The sequence below is a fragment of the Nocardiopsis lucentensis DSM 44048 genome (assembly GCF_000341125.1).
Classification (GTDB): domain Bacteria; phylum Actinomycetota; class Actinomycetes; order Streptosporangiales; family Streptosporangiaceae; genus Nocardiopsis; species Nocardiopsis lucentensis.
Genome location: NZ_ANBC01000475.1, coordinates 1 through 20,060, shown reverse-complemented (window position 1 = coordinate 20,060; position 20,060 = coordinate 1). Strand labels below are relative to the sequence as shown.

Annotated in this window: 22 protein-coding genes; 12 read left to right on the top strand and 10 right to left on the bottom strand. The window is 69.7% G+C overall.

What is annotated here, in order from left to right:
- Window positions 1-60: 60 nt before the first annotated feature.
- Window positions 61-1,047 (top strand): helix-turn-helix domain-containing protein, encoded by a 987-nt coding sequence (locus tag D471_RS0117020; RefSeq protein ID WP_017599741.1) that lies wholly within the window; start codon window positions 61-63, stop codon window positions 1,045-1,047.
- Here the strand turns inward: D471_RS0117020 and D471_RS0117015 are convergent.
- The 3 genes from D471_RS0117015 to D471_RS0117005 form a co-directional block, all read right to left on the bottom strand.
- Window positions 1,028-1,399 carry a cupin domain-containing protein gene (locus D471_RS0117015; protein ID WP_017599740.1) on the bottom strand — a complete coding sequence of 124 codons (372 nt, stop codon included), beginning with the start codon at window positions 1,397-1,399 and terminating at the stop codon, window positions 1,028-1,030. The genes D471_RS0117020 and D471_RS0117015 overlap by 20 nt on opposite strands.
- Before the next feature lie 92 nt (window positions 1,400-1,491).
- Complete coding sequence (locus D471_RS0117010; RefSeq protein ID WP_017599739.1) at window positions 1,492-2,067, bottom strand: TetR/AcrR family transcriptional regulator; 576 nt, start codon at window positions 2,065-2,067, stop codon at window positions 1,492-1,494.
- Window positions 2,068-2,127: 60 nt separating this feature from the next.
- A complete protein-coding gene (locus tag D471_RS0117005) occupies window positions 2,128-2,322 on the bottom strand; it encodes a hypothetical protein (RefSeq protein WP_017599738.1) in 195 nt (64 codons plus the stop codon).
- Between the two features lie 252 nt (window positions 2,323-2,574).
- Here D471_RS0117005 and hrpA point away from each other — a divergent pair, with 252 nt between their 5' ends.
- Together hrpA and D471_RS0116995 are read left to right on the top strand one after the other, a co-directional pair.
- Window positions 2,575-6,522 (top strand): ATP-dependent RNA helicase HrpA, encoded by a 3,948-nt coding sequence (hrpA, locus tag D471_RS0117000; protein WP_017599737.1) that lies wholly within the window; start codon window positions 2,575-2,577, stop codon window positions 6,520-6,522.
- A 59-nt stretch (window positions 6,523-6,581) separates the two neighbouring features.
- Window positions 6,582-7,661 (top strand): lactonase family protein, encoded by a 1,080-nt coding sequence (locus D471_RS0116995; RefSeq protein WP_017599736.1) that lies wholly within the window; start codon window positions 6,582-6,584, stop codon window positions 7,659-7,661.
- A gap of 94 nt (window positions 7,662-7,755) precedes the next feature.
- Here the strand turns inward: D471_RS0116995 and D471_RS0116990 are convergent, their stop codons facing one another.
- Both D471_RS0116990 and D471_RS0116985 read right to left on the bottom strand, forming a co-directional pair.
- On the bottom strand, window positions 7,756-8,016 hold the full coding sequence (locus D471_RS0116990; RefSeq protein WP_040690008.1) for a hypothetical protein: 261 nt from the start codon (window positions 8,014-8,016) through the stop codon (window positions 7,756-7,758).
- Window positions 8,017-8,021: 5 nt separating this feature from the next.
- The gene (locus D471_RS0116985; protein WP_017599734.1) at window positions 8,022-8,516 is read right to left on the bottom strand and encodes an ATP-binding protein; all 495 of its coding nucleotides are present in this window, start codon (window positions 8,514-8,516) and stop codon (window positions 8,022-8,024) included.
- 269 nt (window positions 8,517-8,785) lie between these two features.
- Between D471_RS0116985 and D471_RS0116980 the strand changes: the two genes are divergently transcribed.
- From D471_RS0116980 to D471_RS0116950, 7 genes are all read left to right on the top strand, one after another.
- The gene (locus D471_RS0116980) at window positions 8,786-9,652 is read left to right on the top strand and encodes a helix-turn-helix domain-containing protein (protein ID WP_017599733.1); all 867 of its coding nucleotides are present in this window, start codon (window positions 8,786-8,788) and stop codon (window positions 9,650-9,652) included.
- Window positions 9,653-9,667: 15 nt separating this feature from the next.
- Window positions 9,668-9,868: a DUF397 domain-containing protein gene (locus D471_RS0116975; protein WP_017599732.1), complete on the top strand. Its 201-nt coding sequence runs from the start codon at window positions 9,668-9,670 to the stop codon at window positions 9,866-9,868.
- Between the two features lie 131 nt (window positions 9,869-9,999).
- Window positions 10,000-10,614, top strand: a complete 615-nt coding sequence (locus tag D471_RS0116970; RefSeq protein ID WP_017599731.1) for a biotin transporter BioY — start codon at window positions 10,000-10,002, stop codon at window positions 10,612-10,614.
- A complete protein-coding gene (locus D471_RS0116965) occupies window positions 10,614-11,315 on the top strand; it encodes an energy-coupling factor ABC transporter ATP-binding protein (protein ID WP_017599730.1) in 702 nt (233 codons plus the stop codon). Before D471_RS0116970 ends, D471_RS0116965 begins: the two co-directional genes overlap by 1 nt.
- A complete protein-coding gene (locus tag D471_RS0116960; protein ID WP_017599729.1) occupies window positions 11,312-11,926 on the top strand; it encodes an energy-coupling factor transporter transmembrane component T family protein in 615 nt (204 codons plus the stop codon). The genes D471_RS0116965 and D471_RS0116960 overlap by 4 nt, the downstream gene beginning before the upstream one ends.
- 133 nt (window positions 11,927-12,059) lie before the next feature.
- Complete coding sequence (locus D471_RS0116955; RefSeq protein WP_017599728.1) at window positions 12,060-13,043, top strand: serine hydrolase; 984 nt, start codon at window positions 12,060-12,062, stop codon at window positions 13,041-13,043.
- A 220-nt stretch (window positions 13,044-13,263) separates the two neighbouring features.
- Complete coding sequence (locus D471_RS0116950) at window positions 13,264-13,995, top strand: class I SAM-dependent methyltransferase (RefSeq protein ID WP_152486342.1); 732 nt, start codon at window positions 13,264-13,266, stop codon at window positions 13,993-13,995.
- Window positions 13,996-14,091: 96 nt separating this feature from the next.
- Here the strand turns inward: D471_RS0116950 and D471_RS0116945 are convergent, their stop codons facing one another.
- A complete protein-coding gene (locus D471_RS0116945; protein ID WP_026127805.1) occupies window positions 14,092-14,844 on the bottom strand; it encodes an SDR family oxidoreductase in 753 nt (250 codons plus the stop codon).
- A gap of 341 nt (window positions 14,845-15,185) precedes the next feature.
- On the opposite strand from D471_RS0116945, the gene D471_RS0116940 reads away from it, so the two are divergent.
- Together D471_RS0116940 and D471_RS0116935 are read left to right on the top strand one after the other, a co-directional pair.
- The gene (locus D471_RS0116940) at window positions 15,186-15,683 is read left to right on the top strand and encodes an ATP-binding protein (RefSeq protein ID WP_017599725.1); all 498 of its coding nucleotides are present in this window, start codon (window positions 15,186-15,188) and stop codon (window positions 15,681-15,683) included.
- Window positions 15,684-15,932: 249 nt separating this feature from the next.
- Window positions 15,933-16,775, top strand: coding sequence for a helix-turn-helix domain-containing protein (locus D471_RS0116935; RefSeq protein ID WP_017599724.1), 843 nt, complete (start codon window positions 15,933-15,935; stop codon window positions 16,773-16,775).
- Window positions 16,776-16,992: 217 nt separating this feature from the next.
- On the opposite strand, the gene D471_RS0116930 is transcribed toward D471_RS0116935, so the two are convergent.
- From D471_RS0116930 to D471_RS0116915, 4 genes are all read right to left on the bottom strand, one after another.
- A complete protein-coding gene (locus D471_RS0116930) occupies window positions 16,993-17,226 on the bottom strand; it encodes a DUF397 domain-containing protein (RefSeq protein ID WP_017599723.1) in 234 nt (77 codons plus the stop codon).
- A gap of 321 nt (window positions 17,227-17,547) precedes the next feature.
- Window positions 17,548-18,585: a metal ABC transporter substrate-binding protein gene (locus D471_RS0116925; protein ID WP_017599722.1), complete on the bottom strand. Its 1,038-nt coding sequence runs from the start codon at window positions 18,583-18,585 to the stop codon at window positions 17,548-17,550.
- Between the two features lie 104 nt (window positions 18,586-18,689).
- Window positions 18,690-19,361, bottom strand: coding sequence for a potassium channel family protein (locus D471_RS0116920; RefSeq protein WP_017599721.1), 672 nt, complete (start codon window positions 19,359-19,361; stop codon window positions 18,690-18,692).
- 35 nt (window positions 19,362-19,396) lie between these two features.
- Window positions 19,397-20,060 (bottom strand): potassium transporter TrkG (locus D471_RS0116915; RefSeq protein ID WP_017599720.1); only part of this gene is annotated, 664 nt, incomplete at its 5' end.

The window sequence follows — 20,060 nt, the reverse complement described above, 5'->3', positions numbered from 1 at the left end:
GGCTTCCCTACCACTGGCGGGGCCAGCCTCAGGGGCGTGGGATCGGGAATACTGGCGGGCATGGACGAGCACCCAGTCGAGGGGAACGCCACCTCCCGCATGGACACCGCCCCCCATCCCGGGACCACCCCACACGCGGGCACCGTCCCCGTCTCCGGGGCCGACCCCCTCAGGGAGACCGACCCGCCGCTCGACCGGCGCGCTGAGCTCAGCGAGTTCCTGCGCTCCCGGCGTGCCCGCCTGAAACCCGAGGACGTCGGCCTGCCCGACTTCGGCCGCTACCGGCGCGTGCCGGGGCTGCGTCGGGAGGAGCTGGCCCAGCTCGCCGGGGTCTCCGTCGCCTACTACACCCGCCTGGAGCAGGGACGGGGACAGGGGGTGTCCTCGGAGGTGCTCGACGCGATCGCGCGGGCCCTGCGGCTGACGGCCGCCGAGCACGCCCACCTGACCCACCTGGCCCAGCCGAGGCGGCACGGGAAGAAGCCCGCCGTGCGTACGCAGCAGGTGCGCTCCTCCCTGCGACAGCTGCTGGACAGCCTCACCGGGGTGCCCGCGTACGTGATGGGCCGCCGCCTGGACATCCTCGCCTGGAACGGGATGGCGACGGCGTTGTTCGGGGACTGGGGCGCACTGCCACCCCGGGAGCGCAACTGGGCGCGCCTGGTGTTCCTGCGTCCGGACTACCGTGAGATGTTCGTGGAGTGGGAGACCAAGGCGTCCGACACGGTCAACCAGCTGCGTATGGACGCCGGATACCACGTGGACGACGCCCAGCTGGCCGCACTGGTCGGTGAGCTGTCGATGAAGAGCGACGTGTTCCGACGGTTGTGGGCGGCGCACGACGTGAAGGAGCGGGGGCACGGGGCCAAGCGGATCCGGCACCCGGTGGCCGGGGAGCTGACGCTCTTCTTCGAGACGTTCGCCCTGCCGGACGACCCCTACCAGTTCCTGGTGACCTATCACGCCGAACCCGGATCGCCGTCGGAGGAGGTCCTGCGGCTGATCGGCAGCTGGGGCGCGGTCGGACTCAGCGCTGGGGAAGACTGATCTGGTAGGCCTTCCTCAGCGTCTCGTGGACGGTCCAGGTGGTCCGGTCGCCCTCGCGCAGGACGCAGGCGTCGCCGGGGCCGACCTCCAGGGTGGGGCCGTCCTCCACCTCGATGGTGGCGCGCCCGCTCACCACGACGAAGAGCTCGTCGGCCTCGGTGTCGGTGACCACGCCGGGCGTGATCTGCCACAGGCCCCGGACCTGGGTGCCGTCGGCGGATTCCCACAGCACTGTGCCGGTGACCACGGGGTCGCCGGAGACGACCTGCCCGGGGTCGAGCGGTTCCGGCTCCAACTCGGCGTCGGGGACGTGCAGTGCGAAGGGGGCGGTGGCCTGGTCGTTCGTCGTCATGGCAGGCAACACTAGCCCGGTGACGCCGCTCTGGCGGGGGACAGGATGTCAATGATCCCGCGGAGTGCCGGACACCCCGTCAAGGGCGGGGATCATCCGGCGGCGGAGCCCAGCAGGTCGAGCAGGTCGTCGACGAGGTCGTCCGGGTCCGCCCGTCCCCTGCCGTCCCGAGGCGGGTGCCCGGTCAGGTACAGGGTGATCGCCCCGTGCACCACGGCCAGCAGGAGCGCGGTGCGCCGTTCCGGGTCGCCGCCGGGGACGACGCCGTCGCGCTGGCACTGGCTGACCACGGCCGTCAGCGCGGCCCGCGCCCGGTCGGCCGCGCGGTCGAGGTCCTCTTGGGGGCGGGCCCAGGAACCGAAGACCAGCCGGAACCGCACCGGGTGGTCCAGGGCCCAGGCGGTGTAGGAACGCAGCACGGTTCGCAGGGCGTCCCGCGAGTTCCGGGACTGGCGGGCGGCGTCGTCGACGACATCGCTCAGCCGTTCGAGCTCACGCGCGGCCACGGCGGCGAGTAGCGCCTCCTCGTCGGCGAAGTGCTTGTAGGGCGTCGTGTGGGACACCTCGGTCAGCCGCCCGACCTCTCGCAGCGTGACCGCGTCGATCCCGCCCGAGTCCAGGAGGGCGCTGGCCGAAGCCACCAGGGCGGTGCGCGTGTCCTTGGGCATACGGACCATCCTGGCATAGCACGCGGGAGGGGATCGGTGTGTCCGGCCCCGCCGGCGCGGTCACCGGGCGGCGGCCCCGCGGGTCGTCACGGCGTCCGGGTAGCGCTCGCGGAGCAGTCGGATCACGGAAGGGTCCGCGGTGGTGACCTCCCAGAGCGAACTGTCGACCTCGTTGAGCGTCACCCTCGGCTCGCCGTCGGCGTACCCCTCGAACACCCCGTCGACGGTCTGGACGTCCGGTGCGGCCAGGGCCATGTGTCCGCGACTCCTTCTCGTTCCGGGGCCCGACACTATCGGCGAGCGTCCTCACCCCGGCGCGGGAGTCCGCCCGCAGCCGGCGTTCCCGGTCGGGCGGGGAGACGGGGACCCGGAACAAACGGGGAGGGTTCGGCGTTTGCCCCAGCGGCCCTCCCGTTCCCGTCCGCCCGACCTCGCCGCGGCCGCGCGCGGTCGCGGGGCCGAGCCGGGTGAAAAACCGGTTGCCGACCCTCATAACCTTGAGAACTGATGAGCACCACCACGCCCGCGCCCGGCGCGGACACACTGCGAGCCCGGCTGCGCGACCTCATGCCGACGGACCGGCACCGGCTCCGCCGCCGTATCGACGGTCTGGCCAAGATCCGTGACGAGCGCCGTCGTGCCTCCGTGACCGAGCAGATCGGTCGGGACATCGACGAGGCCGTCCTCCGTGTGGACCTGCGGCGCGAGGCCGTGCCCGAACTCACCTACCCCGAGGCCCTCCCGGTCAGCGCCCGCCGCGACGACATCGCCGAGGCGATCCGCGACCACCAGGTCGTCATCGTCGCCGGTGAGACCGGTTCCGGGAAGACCACGCAGCTGCCCAAGATCTGCCTGGAACTGGGACGCGGCGTCATGGGCACCATCGGCCACACCCAGCCCCGCCGCCTGGCCGCCCGCACGGTCGCCGAACGCATCGCCGACGAGGTCGGCACCCCGCTGGGTGAGACCGTCGGCTACAAGGTGCGCTTCACCGACTCCTCCAGCGACAGCACGCTGGTCAAGCTGATGACCGACGGCATCCTGCTCGCCGAGATCCAGCACGACCGCATGCTGCGCGCCTACGACACGCTCATCATCGACGAGGCCCACGAGCGCAGCCTCAACATCGACTTCCTCCTCGGGTACCTCAAGCAGCTGCTGCCCAAGCGCCCCGACCTCAAGGTCGTCATCACCTCGGCGACCATCGACCCCGAGCGCTTCTCCCGCCACTTCGACGACGCCCCCATCGTCGAGGTCTCCGGCCGCACCTATCCCGTCGAGGTCCGCTACCGGCCGATCTCCGACGAGATCCTCGACCCCGAGGAGAGGAACCCGGGCGGCGGCACCGACCGCGACCAGACCCAGGCGATCCTCGACGCCGTCGACGAGCTGGGCCGCGAGGCCCCCGGCGACGTCCTCGTCTTCCTCAGCGGTGAGCGCGAGATCCGCGACACCGCCGAGGCCCTGGAGCGCAAGAAGCTCCCGAACACCGAGGTCCTCCCGCTCTACGCCCGCCTCTCCGTGGCCGAGCAGAAACGCGTGTGGACCTCCCACCGCGGCCGCCGCGTCGTGTTGGCCACCAACGTCGCGGAGACCTCGCTGACCGTCCCCGGCATCAAGTACGTCATCGACCCCGGCACGGCGCGCATCTCCCGCTACAGCCACCGCACCAAGGTGCAGCGCCTGCCGATCGAGGCGGTCTCCCAGGCCTCGGCGAACCAGCGCAAGGGTCGCTGCGGCCGAGTGTCCGAGGGCATCTGTATCCGGTTGTACTCGGAGGAGGACTTCCTCTCCCGACCCGAGTACACCGACCCCGAGATCCTGCGCACCAACCTCGCCTCGGTCATCCTCCAGATGGCCTCCCTGGGCCTGGGCGACGTGGCCGCCTTCCCGTTCGTGGACGGCCCCGACCACCGCCAGATCAAGGACGGCGTCAACCTCCTCACCGAGCTCGGCGCCCTGCACCCGGACCCCTCCGGCAAGAAGCGCCGCCTCACCCCCACGGGCCGCCGCCTGGCCCAACTGCCGATCGACCCCCGGCTGGGCCGGATGGTGCTGGAGGCCGAGGAACGGGGCTGTCTGGCGGAGGTCCTGGTCATCACCTCCGCCCTGTCCATCCAGGACCCGCGCGAGCGTCCCACCGACAAGCAGCAGCAGGCCCAGGCCGCGCACGCGCGGTTCGCTGACAAGGAGTCGGACTTCCTGGCCTTCCTCAACCTCTGGCGGTACCTGCGCGAGAGGCAGCGCGAGCTGTCGGGCAACCAGTTCCGCAAGCTGTGCCGCGAGGAGTTCCTCAACTACCTGCGCGTCCGCGAGTGGCAGGACATCCACGGCCAGCTCAAGCAGGTGCTGCGCTCCATGGACGTGGAGGTGCCCCGCCTCCCCGAGGACGCGGTCGACACCCGTTCCGTGCACATGTCCCTGCTGGCCGGACTCCTCTCGCACGTCGGCCTCAAGGACCCCGACAAACACGAGTACCTGGGCGGGCGCGGCGCGCGGTTCGCGATCTTCCCCGGTTCGTCGCTGTTCAAGAAGCAGCCGCGCTTCGTCATGGCCGCCGAGCTGGTGGAGACCTCCAAGCTCTGGGGGCGCATGGTCGGCAAGATCGAACCGGAGTGGGCCGAGGAGCTCGCCGGGGACATCGTCAAGCGCCACTACAGCGAACCGCACTGGGAGCGCAAGCGCGGCGCCGTGATGGCCTTCGAGCGCGTCACCCTCTACGGTGTGCCGATCGTCGTGCAGCGCAAGGTGCAGTACGGGCGGATCGACCCCGCGCTCTCCCGCGAGTTGTTCATCCGGCGCGCGCTGGTCGAGGGCGACTGGGACACCCGGCACCACTTCTTCCATGACAACCGCAAGCTCCTGGAGGAGGTCGAGGACCTCGAACACCGGGCCCGCCGCCGCGACATCGTCGTCGACGACGAGGCGCTGTTCGCCTTCTACGACCGCCGCGTCCCGGAGCACGTCGTCTCGGCGGCGCACTTCGACTCCTGGTGGAAGAAGGAGCGCCGGACCGAGCCCACCCTGCTCGACTTCACCCGCGATGAGTTGATCAACGACGGTGCGGGCGATGTCAGCGAGGACGACTACCCCGACGTGTGGCGCCAGGGGCCCTTCGCCTTCCCGCTCACCTACCAGTTCGAGCCGGGCAGCGCCGCCGACGGCGTCACCGCGCACATCCCGCTCAAGGTCCTCAACCAGGTCGAGGCCGACGGGTTCGACTGGCAGATCCCCGGTCTGCGCGACGACCTGGTCACCGCGCTGATCCGCTCGCTGCCCAAGCCGCTGCGCCGCAACTTCGTCCCGGTCCCGGACAACGCCGCCCAGGCCCGTGCCGGGCTCGTTCCCTACCAGGGGTCCCTCGTGGGCGCGCTCGCCGACGAGCTGACCCGGATGGCCGGGGAGAAGGTCCCCGCGAGCGCCTTCCAGCTGGACCGGGTGCCCGACCACCTGCGCATCACCTTCCGCGCGGTGGACGGCAGGAACCGGTCCCTCGCCGAGGACAAGGACCTGGAGAGACTCCGCGCCAAGCTCAAGCCCAGACTCCGGGAGGCGATCTCGGCCGAGGCCAAGGGCGTGGAGCGGAAGGGGATCACCTCCTGGGACTTCGGTCCGCTGGAGCGGACGCTGGAACGCAAGGCGCTCGGACCCAAGGTCAAGGGGTATCCGGCCCTGGTGGACGAGGGCGACAGCGTGGCCGTGCGGATCTTCGACACCCAGCCCGAGCAGCGCGCCGCCATGTGGGCGGGCACCCGCAGGCTCCTCCTGCTCAACATCCCCTCTCCTGCGCTCGCGGTGAGCAAGGGGCTGAACAACCCGGACAAGCTCGCCCTCGCCGACAACCCGCACGGGTCGGTCAAGAAGCTCATGGCCGACTGCGAGGCCGCCGCCGTCGACCACCTGCTGGCGCGCGAGGGCGGTCCGGTGTGGAACGCCGAGGACTTCGCCAAACTCGCCGACCGGATCCGGGCCGACCTCGGGGACGCCCTGGCCGAGCTGCTCGGCAGGGTGGCCCGCGCCCTCGTGGTGTGGCGGAAGGTGTCCAAGAAGGTCAAGGGCACCACGTCCCTGGCCGTGCTCCCCTCGCTCAACGACGTGCAGGGCCAGCTCGGCGACCTGGTCTCGGAGGGTTTCGTCACCCGGACCGGCCTGTCCCGCCTGGACGACCTGCACCGGTACCTGCGCGGCGTGGAGTACCGGCTGAACAAGCTGTCGGAGAACCCGCGCCGCGACCAGGTGAACATGGCCAAGGTCGAGCAGATGCGCCAGGCCGTGCGCAAGGTCGTGGGCGCGCTGCCCGCCGGGCGCGCGGCCGACGCGGACGTGGTCGAACTGCGTTGGATGCTGGAGGAGTACCGGATCAGCCTGTTCGCGCAGGAGCTGCGGACCGCCTACCCGGTCTCGGACAAGCGCATCATGAAGGCGCTGGAGGCGGTGAAGGCGGCCGGACGATAGCATGCCGCTGGTGGTATAGACCACTTTCGGCGCATGTGCGAAGGAAACGAGGTTGCTCGGTGGACCAGCGGTGGCGTCTCCTCTTCGTGGGTACCTACACCCCCGACTCCGATCCGCCAGGCAAGGGCGGGGGCGTCCACCGGGTCTGGTTCGACCCCGCCACGGGGGAGCTGACCGACGGCGGAGTCGCCGCGCGCACCCCCGGGCCGTCCTTCCTGGCGCTCAACACCATGGCCGAGGGCGCCCAGGGGTACGTCGTGTACGCGGTCAACGAGCGCGCCGAGGGTACGGTCACCGCCTTCCGCGTCGCGGGTGACGCCACGCTCACCGAACTGGGCTCCGTGCCCTCCGGCGGCGGGTCGCCGTGCCATGTGCTGGCGAGGGGCTCGGAACTCGCGGTGAGCAACTACGCCGACGGTGTCGTGAGTTTCCACGACCTGGCGCCGGACGGCGCCCTGGGGGAGCGCACGGCGCGGTTCGGGCACACGGGCGGCGGCCCGGTCGCCGACCGTCAGGAAGGACCGCACGCGCACAGCGCGGCGCGCGTCGGTGACCACGTGCTGGTGGCCGATCTGGGCACCGACGAGTTGCGCGTGTACTCCCGGGACAGTGCCGTCGGAGTCGTAGCGCTGCCTTCCGGCGCCGGTCCGCGCCACATGGCGGCGGCGCCCTCGGGCGCCCGCGTGTACGTGTCCGGCGAGCTGGACTCGCGGGTGCACGTCGTGCGGTGGAACCCGGCCACGGGCACGGGTGAGCACGTCGGGTCGGTCCCCGCCACCGCGGAGGAAGCCGCCGGGACCAACTTCCCGGCCGAGATCACCGTGCACGGCGAGCGCGTGTACGTGTCCAACCGGGGCGCGGACGTGCTGTCGACCTCCCCCGTCCACGACGGCGGGGACCGGCTGGAGCACCTGGCCGACACGCCCCTGGGCGCGTGGCCGCGCCACTTCACCGTCGTGCGAGGGCACCACGGCGACCCCGACCACATCGTGGCCGCGGCCCAGAACGGGGACTCCCTGATGTCGCTGCGAGTGGACCCCGGGACCGGGATCCCCGCGGACACGGGTCACCGCCTGGCGGTCCCCGATCCGGTCTGCGTGCTCCCGGTGCCGATCAAGCGGATCCAGCGCAGCGAGTAGGGCCGGGATTCAACGGGTCGTGCACGTTGCCGCGATGGCCGAAATCGCGGAACGAGTGTGGCCCGGGAGACTAGCCCCGGGCCACGGTCAGTGATCAGGCACCGCGTCGGCGTGGTCGGGGCACCAGCCGCCACGACGGGTGCGGACGGGGCTGGATCCTTTCGATCTCCGCCACCAGTTCCTCGGCGCTGTCACCGCTGACCAGCACCATCCGGCCGGTGTGCGCCGCCCAGTACTGGCCGGTCGACTCCCCGTGCCAGATCGTCCATCCGCGTCGTCGGTAGGCGGACTGGAGGCGGTGGACCTCCCAGGCCACCGGCAGCCCGGTGATCTCCCGTTCCACGGTCATGGTCATCGCGGTCACCGGCCCTTCCGCTGGAGGGGGACCACGGGGGTGAGGAGTTCGGGGACGTCCCAGCGCAGCTCGAAGAACATGCCGGGGCCCAGGACCGACTGGAAACGCCCCCACCGCGAGGCGAGCGCGTTCACCAGGACGAGGCCGCGACCGCTCTCGTCCATGGCGTCGGGGGAGGCAGCCCTGAGGACTGGGGGACGCCTGCTCGCGTCGTGGACCTCCACCCGCAGCCAGTCGTGGAGGAAGAACACCCGGACGGAGAAACCGCCGAGTTCGCCCGGAGGCCTCGGGGAGTGCTGGACGCTGTTGGTCGCGAGTTCGGAGAGGAGGAGACGCGCGGTGTCTGCGGTCTCCTCGGGCGCGTCTGCCAGGGCGATCCGCCGGTCGAGCCACTGACGGGCCTCGCTGACGCTCTCGGGCCGACCAGCGAACCGGAAGGAGCAGCGTCGCAGCGGCAGTCGTCGACGGGGTTCGGGGAAGGATTCGGTACGTTTGGACATGAGTCCGCACCTGCTAACTCAGGTTGTGGGCCAAGGCCCTGACCAGGTGTGCCAGCACCTGATCAGGGCCGTTTTCGTGTGGGCTCGCTGTGTTCGGCGCCGGTGCGAGCCTCCGGACGGCCACCGTCATCACTGCTAGTGTGCACGGCAACACAGATATTGGCAAGAGAGTCTTTAGAATCTCTATTATTGGCAACTTGCGAAAAGTTGGCGCCGTGCATTGGATCAGCGAAACTGTGGACGTCCATGTCTGCATCAGGAGGTGTCGGGTGGCGGACGCCAGCCCCACGGTCGCGCGGCGGACCCTGGCCAGAGTGCTGCGTCAGCGCAGGGAGGGCGCGCGGATCACGGCAGCGAAGGCGGCCGAGCACGCAGGCATGCACGCGGCGACACTGAGCAAGGTCGAAAGCGCGACGACCAGGATCCAACCCGGTACCGCGCAGGTCCTCATGAAGTACTACGGAGGCACCGACGAGGAGTGCGATGCTGTCTTCGAGCTGGCGCACGCCGCGCGTCGCCGGGGTTGGTGGCAGACGTACAAGACGACGCCAGCGTGGTTTGACTCCTATGTTGGGCTGGAGACCGAGGCCGACACGATCCGCGATTACCAGACCGAGCTGATCCACGGGCTGTTCCAGACCGAGGAGTACGCGTTCGCTCTGGCCCGTACGGCCGTGGATGTTGTCTCCGATGACGAGGCGCGGGAGCACGCCGCGTTGCGGAAAGCCCGTCAGGAACGGCTGACCGGTAACAATCCCCCGACGCTGGACGTCATCATGAACGAGTCCGCGCTCTACCGCGAGGTGGGCGGACCCAGGGTGATGGCGACCCAGCTTCGTCATCTCCAGGAATGCTGCGAACTGCCCAGAGTGACGTGCCGAATCCTGCCCTTCAACGCGGGCGAGCACCCGGCCGGATACGGCTCGTTCATGATCCTCTCGTTCCCGGACTCGGGGCTGAAGGCGATCACCTACAACGATGTCGTCTACATCGAGTACGGCTTGGGCGCGCTCTACCTGGAGGACCTCGCCGACGTCGCGCACTTCTCCGGGATCTTCGACGGTTTGCGGGAGCGGGCTCTGAGCCGTGAGAAGTCGTTGGAGTTGATCGAGCGCTCGCTCGCCAAGTACACGTAGCGAAGGGGTCGCATCATGGAACGAACCGCACTCTCATGGCGCAAGTCGTCGTACAGCTCGAACACCGGAGCCTGTGTCGAGGTCGCGGACACGGACTCAGGCGTCCATGTCCGGGACACGCAGAACCGCTCCCTCGGCCATCTCTCGTTCCCCGGCTCCGACTGGACCGTCCTCCTGACCTCCCTCCGCGGGGACGCCGGCCCGCGCCGGAAGTGACGCGCGTCTCAGGCGGACTCCCACAACACCGGGGCGTGGCCTTCTGTGCGCCCCGGCCTACATCTGCGAACCGGGCATACCGGACAATAGTTGGGATCCATCACCCGCTACCTCCCTGAGGGGAACTCCGCATGCCCACCCCCACGACCACACACGTTCGCTACAAGGGCCTGACCGCCCGCGACCTGTCGCTCATCGCCGTCTTCGCCGCCCTCATCGCGGCCCTGAGCGTCTCCGTGGCCATCCCGATCCCCTTCTCCCCCGTGCCGATCACCCTCCAGACGCTCGGCATCATGCTCGCCCCCACCCTCCTGGGCTGGAAGCGCGGCACCCTCGCCGTCGCCACCTTCCTCGCCCTCGGCCTGGCCGGACTCCCGCTCTTCGCGGGCGGACGCGGCGGTCTGGCGGTCCTGGCCGGCCCCTCCGCCGGATTCATCGTCAGCTGGATCTTCGCCGCCCTCGTCATCGGCGTCCTCACCGACCTCATGATCCGCGGCGGAAAGTACTCCTTCTGGAAGGGCCTGGGGATCAACCTGGTCGGCGGCATCCTCGTCATCTACGCGATCGGTGTGCCCTGGATGGCGGTCGCCCTCGGTGACGGCGTCCTGGCCGCCGGACTCTCGATGCTCGTCTACCTGCCCGGCGACGCCGTCAAGGCCGTGGTCACCGCCCTCATCGCCGCCACGGTCTTCCGCGCCTACCCGATCCCGCCCGCCGGACGCCCGGTGCTCGAAGAGGCCGCCTGATGCTCCGGCTGGAGGGGGTGTCCCACTCCTACGACGGCCGCGCGGTACTGCGCGACGTCACCCTCGATCTCGCCGAGCACCGCATCGGCGTGATCGGGGCCAACGGGTCCGGCAAGTCCACACTCGCCCGTACCCTCAACGGCCTCGTCGTCCCGGACGCCGGCACGGTGTCCTTGGGGGAGTGGAACACCCGGCGGCACGCCAGGCGGGTCCGCCGTCGGGTCGGGTTCGTCTTCTCCGACGCCTCGCACCAGATCATCATGCCGACGGTGGCCGAGGACGTGGAGATCGGCCTGCGGTCGCTGCGCCTGGGCGCCGAGGAGACCGCCCGCAGGGTGGACCGGATCCTGGAGCGGTTCGGCCTGGACAGCCACCGCGACCACCCCGGACACCTGCTGTCAGGCGGCCAGAAGCAGCTCCTGGCCCTGGCGTCGGTGCTGGTCACCGAACCCGAGGTACTGGTCTGCGACGAGCCCACCACGCTGCTCGACCTGCGCAACACCCGGATGGTGCACCGCACCCTGGAACGCCTCGACCAGCAGGTCGTCCTCTTCACCCACGACCTGGACCTGCTCACCGGCTTCGACCGCGTGCTCGTCATCGACGACGGGCGCGTGGTCTTCGACGGCGCTCCGGGAGAGGCGGTGCCCTTCTACGTGGACCGGATGGAACGGGCGGACCGGGAGGAGGCCGACCGGTGACCGGCCTCTACGTGCCGGGTTCGGGGCCGCTGCACCGGACCCCGGCCGGTCCCAAACTCCTGGCGCTGCTGGTCGTCGGTGCCGCCCTGGTCGTGGCGGCCCACCACTGGCTGGCGGTCGGTGCGCTCGGCGCCGCCCTCGTCCTGTACCCGGTCGTCGGCCTGCCGCCGCGCCACGCGTTCGGGGTCCTGCGTGCCCTGTGGCCGTTCCTGTTGGCCATCGGTGTGTTCCAGACGCTGTTCGGCGACTGGCAGACGGCTCTTCGGCTCTGCGCGCAGCTGGCCGCCCTCGTGCTGCTGGCCAACGCCGTCACGCTCACGACCCGTGTCGGTGAGATGCTCGGCCTCTTCGAGCGCCTGGCCCGACCACTGCGCCGCGTGGGCGCCAACCCCGACCGTGTCGCCCTGGTCCTGGCACTCACCGTGCGCTCCATCCCCATGGTCCTGGTGGCCTGGCGGACCGCCCGTGAGGGCTACGTGGCCCGGGGCCTGTCGGGACGTCCGTACCTGCTGGTGGTGCCGGTGATCGTCCAGCTGCTGAGGATGGCCGACGCGACCGGCGAGGCGCTCGTGGCACGCGGCATCGACGAGGAGACGCGCCGACAGGGGTGACCCGGGGGCACACGTTCCGAAACGGGGCCGTATCCGGCCATACCGATTCAATATCGGCTAAGCGCAGTGCTCACTTGTGGGTAGATAATGGGCAAAACAGCCCATTCCTCCCCGCCAACGGACCGGTGATAGCGTGCCCCGGCGTCCTCCAGCCGACCCGCGCACCTGGCCGCGCGCGCTCGCGGCGGTCACGGTGGCCGCGACCATGGCCCTCGTCCTGCCGGGATCGGGCTCCGCCGCACGTGGGGACACCGTCCCGGAACCACCCGGCGGCGTGGTCGCCGGGGACGTCGTGCCGGCGCCGGGGGACACCCCCGAACCCGTCTCAGGGAGCGCCGTGCTCACCCCGGAGCAGCGCGGGGAACTCTCCGAACGGGTCGCGGCGATCATCGCCGAACACGGTGTGCGGTGCGGCATCGCCGTGCAGGACCTGCGTACGGGAACCACGTTCAGCCACGCGCCGCAGGACCCCTTCCAGACGGGCAGTGCGGCCAAACTGACCATCCTCACCATGCTGCTCCTGCGCGCCGACGCGGAGGGGCGCGAGCTGACCGCCTCCGAGCGCGCCCAGGCGGAGCGGATGATCCGCTACAGCGACAACGGGGTCACCAACGGCCTCTACTCGCGTCTCGGCTTCACCGAGGGATTCGAGGCGGGAGCCGCGACACTCGGCTTCACCGGCACCGAACCCCACCCGCGCGGCGTCTGGGGCGCGACCCGCACCACCGCGTCCGACCAGCTCCGACTGCTGCGCGCCCTACACGCCGACCAGGGCCTGCTCTCGGAGGAGGACCGCGCGTACGTGCGCGGCCTCATGGAGTCGGTCGCCCCCGAACAGGCGTGGGGGATCAGCGCCGCGGCCGGACCCGGTGACACGGTGGGGCTCAAGAACGGTTGGGTCCCCCGTGAGAGCAACCACGGTCTGTGGAACATCAACAGTGTCGGCTACGTGGTGGGGCCCGACCGCGAGTACCTCGTCGCCGTCCTCTCCGACGACCACCCCGACTACTTCAGCGGTGTCGGCCTGGTCGAGGAACTGGTGTCCGTCGTGATCGGGGAGTTCGAGAACCCCGGGGCCGGGAGGGGACCCGGGGGCCGGGAGACGGCCGTCGGCTGACCGCCCCTCTCGCCCCCAGGGCGTTGGGATATCTCACCATCGAAGCGTCGACAACGTGTTTCCGTTTGACCGGTGGGGCGTGGTCGTATTGACTTTTCCTCGGTCGATTCTCCGGTGCGCGGAAAAGCCTGCCTCAGCATGTTGAGGTCGGTGTCTTCCCAGGTCTTTGTGCATGCCGAGGCGGAATCGTCCCATCGGGAACGGGAAGGGAAAGTAGAAAATGCCGACGACCGAGTGGAACCGAAAGATCTGGGGAGAAAAGCACACATGGGACCACAACGGTGATGAATGGGAATGGATGGCCGCTCATTGCCGCCAGCCCTACGCGGCCTGGAAGGGATCCCTCGTCGACACGCTGCTCGCCCCCGGCGCCACCGGGTGCGACGTCCTGGAGATCGGCCCCGGTCGGGGCCGCTGGACCGAGCACCTGCTCGAACACGCCCGCACGGTCTGGATCGTCGACATCAACCAGAACTGCCTCGACCACTGCCGGGAGCGATTCGGCGACCGACGGGGACTGCGGACCCATCACACCTCCGACTGCGGCATGGAACCCGTTCCCGACGCGTCGCTCGGCTTCGTGTGGTCCTTCGACGTGTTCGTGCACTTGGACGAGGACGTCATCACCGGCTACCTCGACGAGATCGCCCGCATCCTGGAACCCGGCGGGAGCGCGGTCATCCACCACGCCGGCAAACCCGACTGGACACTGCGTCTGGCCCCCCTGACCCGACGCGCCGGACGCCCGGGGAAGGTCGTCCAACGCTGGGTCAGCCAGCGCCGCTGGCGCGACGACGGCAACCGCTCCGACGTGTCACCACGGGCGTTCGCCGACTGGGCGCGGGCGGCGGGTCTGCGTGTGACCCAGCAGCGCGACTCGTGGGGGGACCGGGGACAGTACGACGTCACCAAGTACCGCGACTGCATCACCCTGCTGGAGAAACCCGCCTGAGCGCCCGCTTCGGGAAACCGGTCGGGTGGGAGGGCCGGTCCCTCCCACCCGACCGTCAGGCTGAGCGGTCAGCCGGTGGCCGTCTCCGGGCCGACGTCAGTCGAGCGGCCCGCCCGCCACGTAGATGACCTGGCCGGACACGAACCCGGCCGCCTCACCGGTGAGGAAGGCGATCGTGTTGGCGATGTCAGCGGGCTCCCCCACCCGGCGCACCGGGATCTCGGCGGCCTTGAACTCCTTCATGGCGTCGTAGTCGACGCCGACGCGCTCGGCCGTGGCCCGGGTCATGTCGGTCTCGACGAACCCGGGCGCGACCGCGTTGCAGGTGACGCCGAACTTGCCCAGTTCGATCGCGAGGGTCTTGGTGAAGCCCTGCAGGCCGGCCTTGGCCGCGGAGTAGTTGGCCTGGCCGCGGTTGCCCTGCGCCGAGGAGCTGGACAGGTTGACGATCCGGCCCCACTTGTGCTCGGTCATGTGCGCCTGGGCGGCCCGGCTCATGAGGAACGCGCCCCGCAGGTGCACGTTCATCACGGTGTCCCAGTCCTCCACCGACATCTTGAACAGCAGGTTGTCGCGCAGGACACCGGCGTTGTTCACCAGGATCTGCGGCGGCCCCAGGCGTTCGGCGACGGTGTCGACCGCGGCGGCCACCTGGTCGGCGTCGGACACGTCGCAGCCCACCGCGAGCGCGCGACCGCCCTCGGCGGTGATGCGGTCCACGACCTCCTGGGCGTCCGACACCTTCAGGTCCAGCACGGCCACGGCCCGNNNGCCCAGCCGTTCGGCGGTGGCCGCGCCGATGCCTCGGGCGGCGCCGGTCACGATGGCCACACGGGGTGTTGGGGACATGGTGTTACCTCCAAGGTTCACGAGGTGGGCGCGAGCGAATCCTATCGCCATCCCTACCGGTCGGTAGGTAGTCGGGGTGGTGTGAACGGGTCGTGCGGGGAAGGCCGTGACATGCGCCGGAAACCTCGTCGGGGATTGGTGTCCCCGTTTCCCTGCACATTGTCAGGGCTTGGCCTACGATTGCCTCCAAGGCCAGGGTGCACGTGCATTCGAACCGTGCAGCGGCACGCGCCGAGCGGAGTGACGCGCCGTTCCCCAGCGTGGGGGAGGGTTTCACGGCCATATCCGTAAGCGCGGGGCGAACGGGTTCGGGGCACACGCACCGGGGAGGAGTGGAAGGCATGGAATGTGCGGAGGCGGTGGCGGAACCGGCCGGTGGATGGTGGTTCAGGGTCCTGAAGCACGGTTCCAGCCGGTGGAACACGCCCGTGTGCGGTGACCGGCACGACGCCGTCACGTGGGGCTTCGAGCCCCGGCCGTACGCCGTGGGCGCCGCGCGCGAGATATCCGAGGCCCTTCTCCGCGAATGGGAGATGGGGTACTTGTCCGATGATGTCGCGGTCGTTGTTTCCGAATTGGTGACCAATGCGGTCCGACACGGCGGCCCCCTGCCGGTGGCTCGGCCGGGCGAGGGCGGTATTCAGCTCTCGCTCATGCGCAGCGGGCGAGAATTCATCTGTGCGGTTCGCGACGGCGGGGAACGGTGGCCGAGGAGAAGGCAGCCGGACCTGACCCTCGAAGGAGGGCGGGGGCTTGCACTCGTCAGTGCTTTCGCGCGAGAGTGGGGAGTGATTCCGACACCCCCCACCGGAAAGTTCGTTTGGGCGCAATTCGCGTGACGTGCCGACCGGCGCGGTGGGCGGCCGCCCCGCCGCCGCGACCGCTCGAGGGGCGGTCGGACACGGGACAGCGACCCGATGGGGCTCCGTGTGTACGGCCACCATGGCTATATCGTGTACGTGTAGTGTCCTGACCGCACGGCAAAGGAGTCCCACCGGTCCGGATACCCTTGTTCGGGGAATGACAGAGAGGCGGCGAACGTGGATATCGCTCGATTGCGCAAGGGGAGTGGCCCCACCGTGCGTCGCATGCTCCTCGGGCACGAGCTACGGCAGTACCGCGAACAGCGCGGTATCACTCGCGAGGACGCAGGGAACCGGATTCGCGCGTCCGCGTCCAAGATCAGCCGGATGGAACTCGGTCGGGTCGGTTTCAAGCTCCGGGATATCGAGGACCTCCTCAAGATGTACGGGGTCACCGACCGTAAGGTCATCAAGCAATTCCTCGAAGTGGCTCGCGAATCCAACAAGCCGGGCTGGTGGAAGGAGTACGGCGACTCCCTGCACAAGTGGTTCGTCCGCTACGTGGGTTTCGAGGAGGCCGCCGACCACATCCGGATCTACGAGTCCCAGTTCGTGCCGGGCCTGCTCCAGACCGAGGAGTACGCGCGCGAGATCATCTCCGGTGGCGTGGAGACCGACATGGTCACCGAGCAGCGGATCGAGGCCAGGCTGCGCAGACAGCAGCGGCTCGACCGCGACAAGGACATGCGCATGTGGGTCATCCTCGACGAGGCCGCGGTCCGTCGGCCCATCGGGGGAAAGCCGCGGGGCCGGGAGATTATGCGCGGCCAGCTCCGGCGGCTGATCGAGTTCTGCAAGGACTACGACAACATCACCCTCCAGATCGTCCCCTTCGAGGTCGGCGCGCACGCCGCCGAGGCGGGATCGTTCACCCTGCTCCGCTACTCCGACTTCGAGCTCGCGGACCTGCTCTACCTGGAGCAGCTGACCGACGGGGAGATCGTCGACCGTCGGAACGTGGTGGAGGCCTACACCAAGGCGATGACCAGACTGAGTGTCGCGGCGGCCACACCGGACGAGACACTGGAGATGCTTGAGGAGATGCTGGCGGACCTGGAAAGGGACTGACCGCCAGCCGTGTGTCGACGGGGTGCGGGGCCGATGCCCTGGCCCGCCGTGGGATCGCGGCCCCGTCGGGCCTGGGGGCTCCACCGTCGCGGTGGAGCCCCCAGGTTCGCGGCCGCCCGATCGGGGTGAGAGAGGCCCCGGTGCCGCCGCTCGGGAGAGACGGGCGTTCGGGGGCGGAGCCTCCGACGCGCGCCGTCGGATCGTTTCGTCCTTCGGGTCAGCTCAGCAGGTTGTCGAAGTCACCGTCCTTGGCGCCCAGGATCATGCAGTCGATCTCCTCCTGGGTGTAGACCAGGGCGGGCCCCGAAGGGAAGCGGGAGTTGCGTACGGCGATCGATCCGTCGCTCAGTCGTGCCATCTCCACGCAGGCGCCCTGGGAGTTGCTGCGCTTCGCCTTCTGCCACGCCGCACCGGTGAGTTCGGTCGCGGAGATGCCGTTGTGTGCGCTCATGCTGTCCTGCTCCTTTGCCACTTGAGGGGAGGTGCTGTGCTGATGCACTGACATATGCACGTGCATCAGCACTGTCACATTCACAAGACTAGCGTGACGGCGGCCACTTGTCCCCGGCTTTCGCATGATGTAAGCGCCATGTAATCGAATGGCTCTGTTCGGGCGTGAGCGCACCCGACAAAAGTCTAGAAAGGCGGAAAAACACCCAGGGAAAGGTCACCAGAGGCACAAGTGAGAGCCCCACCGGTCGGGTGACCGATGGGGCTCGGGGAGGGGGAGGGGTGTGGCTCGGCGCGTCTCAGATGGACCGGGAGGTAGTGGTCAGGAGCACTCCAGGGCCGCCGTCAGTGCAGCCAGGTTCCCGCGCATGATCGAGGGGTAGTCGTCGCCGGGGGACTGGTCGGTCACCCCCTCCAACGGGTCGAGTACGGCGACCTCGGCCCCGGACTCGGCGGCGATGGTGTCGGCGGTCGCGGCGGGCATCAGAGGTTCGGTGAAGACCGTGGTGATGTCGCGCTCCTCCACGATGTCCGCGATCGCCGCGATCTGCGAGGGGGAGGGCTCTGTGTCGGGGTCGACCCCGCTGACGCCGATCTGCTCCAGCCCGTGGGCCTCGGTCAGGTAGGCGAAGGCCGTGTGTCCGACGACCACCTCGTGGCGCGCGCAGTCGGTCAGTCCCGCGTCGTACTCCTCGCCGATCGTCGTCAGCTCCGCGGTCACTGCCTCGGCGTTCTCCTCGTAGGTCTGCGCGCCGTCGGGGTCCAGTTCGGCCATCCGGTCGGCGAGCGCGGCGGCGGCCTCCGCCATGAGATCGACGTCGAGCCAGAAGTGGGGGTCGAACTCGCCGTGGTCGTGCCCGTCGCCCTCCTCGTGGCCTTCTTCGTCCTCCTCGGCGTGCGCCTCGTGCTCGCCCTCCTCCTCGTGGGCGTGCTCGCCTTCTTCTTCGTGGGCGTGCTCGTCCTCGTGCTCGTGGCCGCCGTCATCACCGATGGGGTGGAGTTCGACCACGTCGGCGACGTCGAGCGCGGTGTCCGCCGCCTCCTGCTCGACCGCCTCGTCCACGGCGGGCTGGAGTCCCGAGACGTAGAAGGCGATGTCCGCCTCACTGACCTCACCGATCTGACGGCCGGTCAGCTCGAGGTCATGGGGTTCGGCGCCCGGCTCGGTGAGCTGCGTGACGGCCACGCGGTCGCCGCCGACCCGCCCGGCCAGCCACTCCAGGGGGTAGACGCCGGTGACGAGGGTCAACGCGGCGTCCTCCGCGCCGTCGGCCCCGCCCTCGCCGCCGCCGCACGCGGTGATCATCATGAGTGTCGCGGCGCCGAGGGCGGCGGCCCGCACGGTGGTCCCAGTTCGCATGGGACCCATCATGCGGGAAAATGAAAACGGTTGTCAATTTGTCCGGCTGGTGGGGAAGATCCCAGGTCGGTGGATCCGCTCCCGGTCGGCCGGGCCCGCGCGGCTCAGTCCGCCTCGGCGAACCGCTCCACGTCCTCGGTACGACCGGCGACCACGATCACGTCCCCCTTACTCAGCACGGTTTCCCGGCTGGCGTAGGTGAACGCCGCGCCGCGGTGCTTGACCGACACGACCGTGATCCCGTACTTCTGCCGGACCCTGGTCTCGGCCAGGGGGAGGCCGATGAGCTCCTTGGGCGCCTTGGTCTTGCCGAGCGAGAACCCCTCCTCCATCTCGACGTAGTCCAGCATCCGTCCCGACACCAGGTGCGCGACCCGCTCACCCATGTCGTGCTCGGGCAGGACCACGTGGTGGGCGCCCACCTGCTCGAGGATGCGACCGTGGCGGCGGCTGACCGCCTTGGCCCAGATGTCGGGGACACCCAGGTCGACCAGCTGCGACGTGGCGAGGATGCTCTCCTCCAGGTGCGACCCGATCGCGACGACCGCGTGGGTGAACTGCGCCGCGCCGATCTGCCGGAGCGCCTCGTCGTCCGTGGCGTCCGCGATCACCGTGTGGGTGAGGGCGTCGGCGAACATCTGGACCAGGCGCGGGCTGGAGTCCATACCCAGCACCTCCCAGCCGTGGTTGATCAGCTCCAGTGCCATGGAGCTGCCGAACCGGCCCAGCCCGATGATCAGGATGCGTTTGTCGGATTCCTTCTTGGTGTACGGCACGGGGTCTTCCTTCGGTGACTGCGGGTGGGTGGTGTTCAACCGATCATCGTCCGGCCCTCGGCCAGGTCGTAGCGGCGCTTGCGCTCACGGAAGGCGATGGCGGTGACGAACGTGACCGGTCCGATGCGGCCCGCGATCATCAGCACGGCGAGCAGCAGTTGCGCCCACGAGGGGAGATCCGGGGTGATGCCCGTGGACAGACCCACCACGCCCACCGCGGAGACCACCTCGAAGAGGGTCTCCATGAACGAGAACTGGGTCGTGTGCAGGAAGAACACGGTCGTTCCCGCCACCACGGTCATGGACAGGAAGGTCAGGCTGAGGGCCTGGCGGATGATGTCGGGGGGAAGGCGGCGGCCGAAGACGTGCACGTGGTCGTGGGCACGGACCTCCGACCACAGGACGAGGAAGAGCACCGCGAGTGTGGCGACCTTGATGCCGCCCGCCGTCCCCGCGCTGCCGTTGCCCACGAACATCATCATGATGGTGAGCAACAGGGTGGAGTCGTTCATCGCGCCCGTGTCGGTGACGTTGAAGCCGCCGCTGCGCGGCATGACCCCGTGGAAGAATCCGTCGGTGATCCGCGCCCCCCAGTGCAGTCCGCCCAACGTGTCCGGGTTGCCCCACTCCATCGCGATGACGAGCACACCGGTGACCACGAACAGCACGGAGCTCGTGACCACGGTCAGCCGCGTGTGC

What these genes read in the sequence shown, in the direction of transcription:
- D471_RS0116925 (WP_017599722.1), bottom strand. Translation starts at nt 18,585, where the DNA reads ATGCGAACTGGGACCACCGTGCGGGCCGCCGCCCTCGGCGCCGCGACA.
- D471_RS0116940 (WP_017599725.1), top strand. Translation starts at nt 15,186, where the DNA reads ATGGAATGTGCGGAGGCGGTGGCGGAACCGGCCGGTGGATGGTGGTTC.
- D471_RS0116935 (WP_017599724.1), top strand. Translation starts at nt 15,933, where the DNA reads ATGCTCCTCGGGCACGAGCTACGGCAGTACCGCGAACAGCGCGGTATC.
- hrpA (WP_017599737.1), top strand. Translation starts at nt 2,575, where the DNA reads ATGAGCACCACCACGCCCGCGCCCGGCGCGGACACACTGCGAGCCCGG.
- D471_RS0116990 (WP_040690008.1), bottom strand. Translation starts at nt 8,016, where the DNA reads ATGACCATGACCGTGGAACGGGAGATCACCGGGCTGCCGGTGGCCTGG.
- D471_RS0116970 (WP_017599731.1), top strand. Translation starts at nt 10,000, where the DNA reads ATGCCCACCCCCACGACCACACACGTTCGCTACAAGGGCCTGACCGCC.
- D471_RS0117010 (WP_017599739.1), bottom strand. Translation starts at nt 2,067, where the DNA reads ATGCCCAAGGACACGCGCACCGCCCTGGTGGCTTCGGCCAGCGCCCTC.
- D471_RS0117005 (WP_017599738.1), bottom strand. Translation starts at nt 2,322, where the DNA reads ATGGCCCTGGCCGCACCGGACGTCCAGACCGTCGACGGGGTGTTCGAG.
- D471_RS0116985 (WP_017599734.1), bottom strand. Translation starts at nt 8,516, where the DNA reads ATGTCCAAACGTACCGAATCCTTCCCCGAACCCCGTCGACGACTGCCG.
- D471_RS0117020 (WP_017599741.1), top strand. Translation starts at nt 61, where the DNA reads ATGGACGAGCACCCAGTCGAGGGGAACGCCACCTCCCGCATGGACACC.
- D471_RS0116950 (WP_152486342.1), top strand. Translation starts at nt 13,264, where the DNA reads ATGCCGACGACCGAGTGGAACCGAAAGATCTGGGGAGAAAAGCACACA.
- D471_RS0116975 (WP_017599732.1), top strand. Translation starts at nt 9,668, where the DNA reads ATGGAACGAACCGCACTCTCATGGCGCAAGTCGTCGTACAGCTCGAAC.
- D471_RS0117015 (WP_017599740.1), bottom strand. Translation starts at nt 1,399, where the DNA reads ATGACGACGAACGACCAGGCCACCGCCCCCTTCGCACTGCACGTCCCC.
- D471_RS0116930 (WP_017599723.1), bottom strand. Translation starts at nt 17,226, where the DNA reads ATGAGCGCACACAACGGCATCTCCGCGACCGAACTCACCGGTGCGGCG.
- D471_RS0116965 (WP_017599730.1), top strand. Translation starts at nt 10,614, where the DNA reads ATGCTCCGGCTGGAGGGGGTGTCCCACTCCTACGACGGCCGCGCGGTA.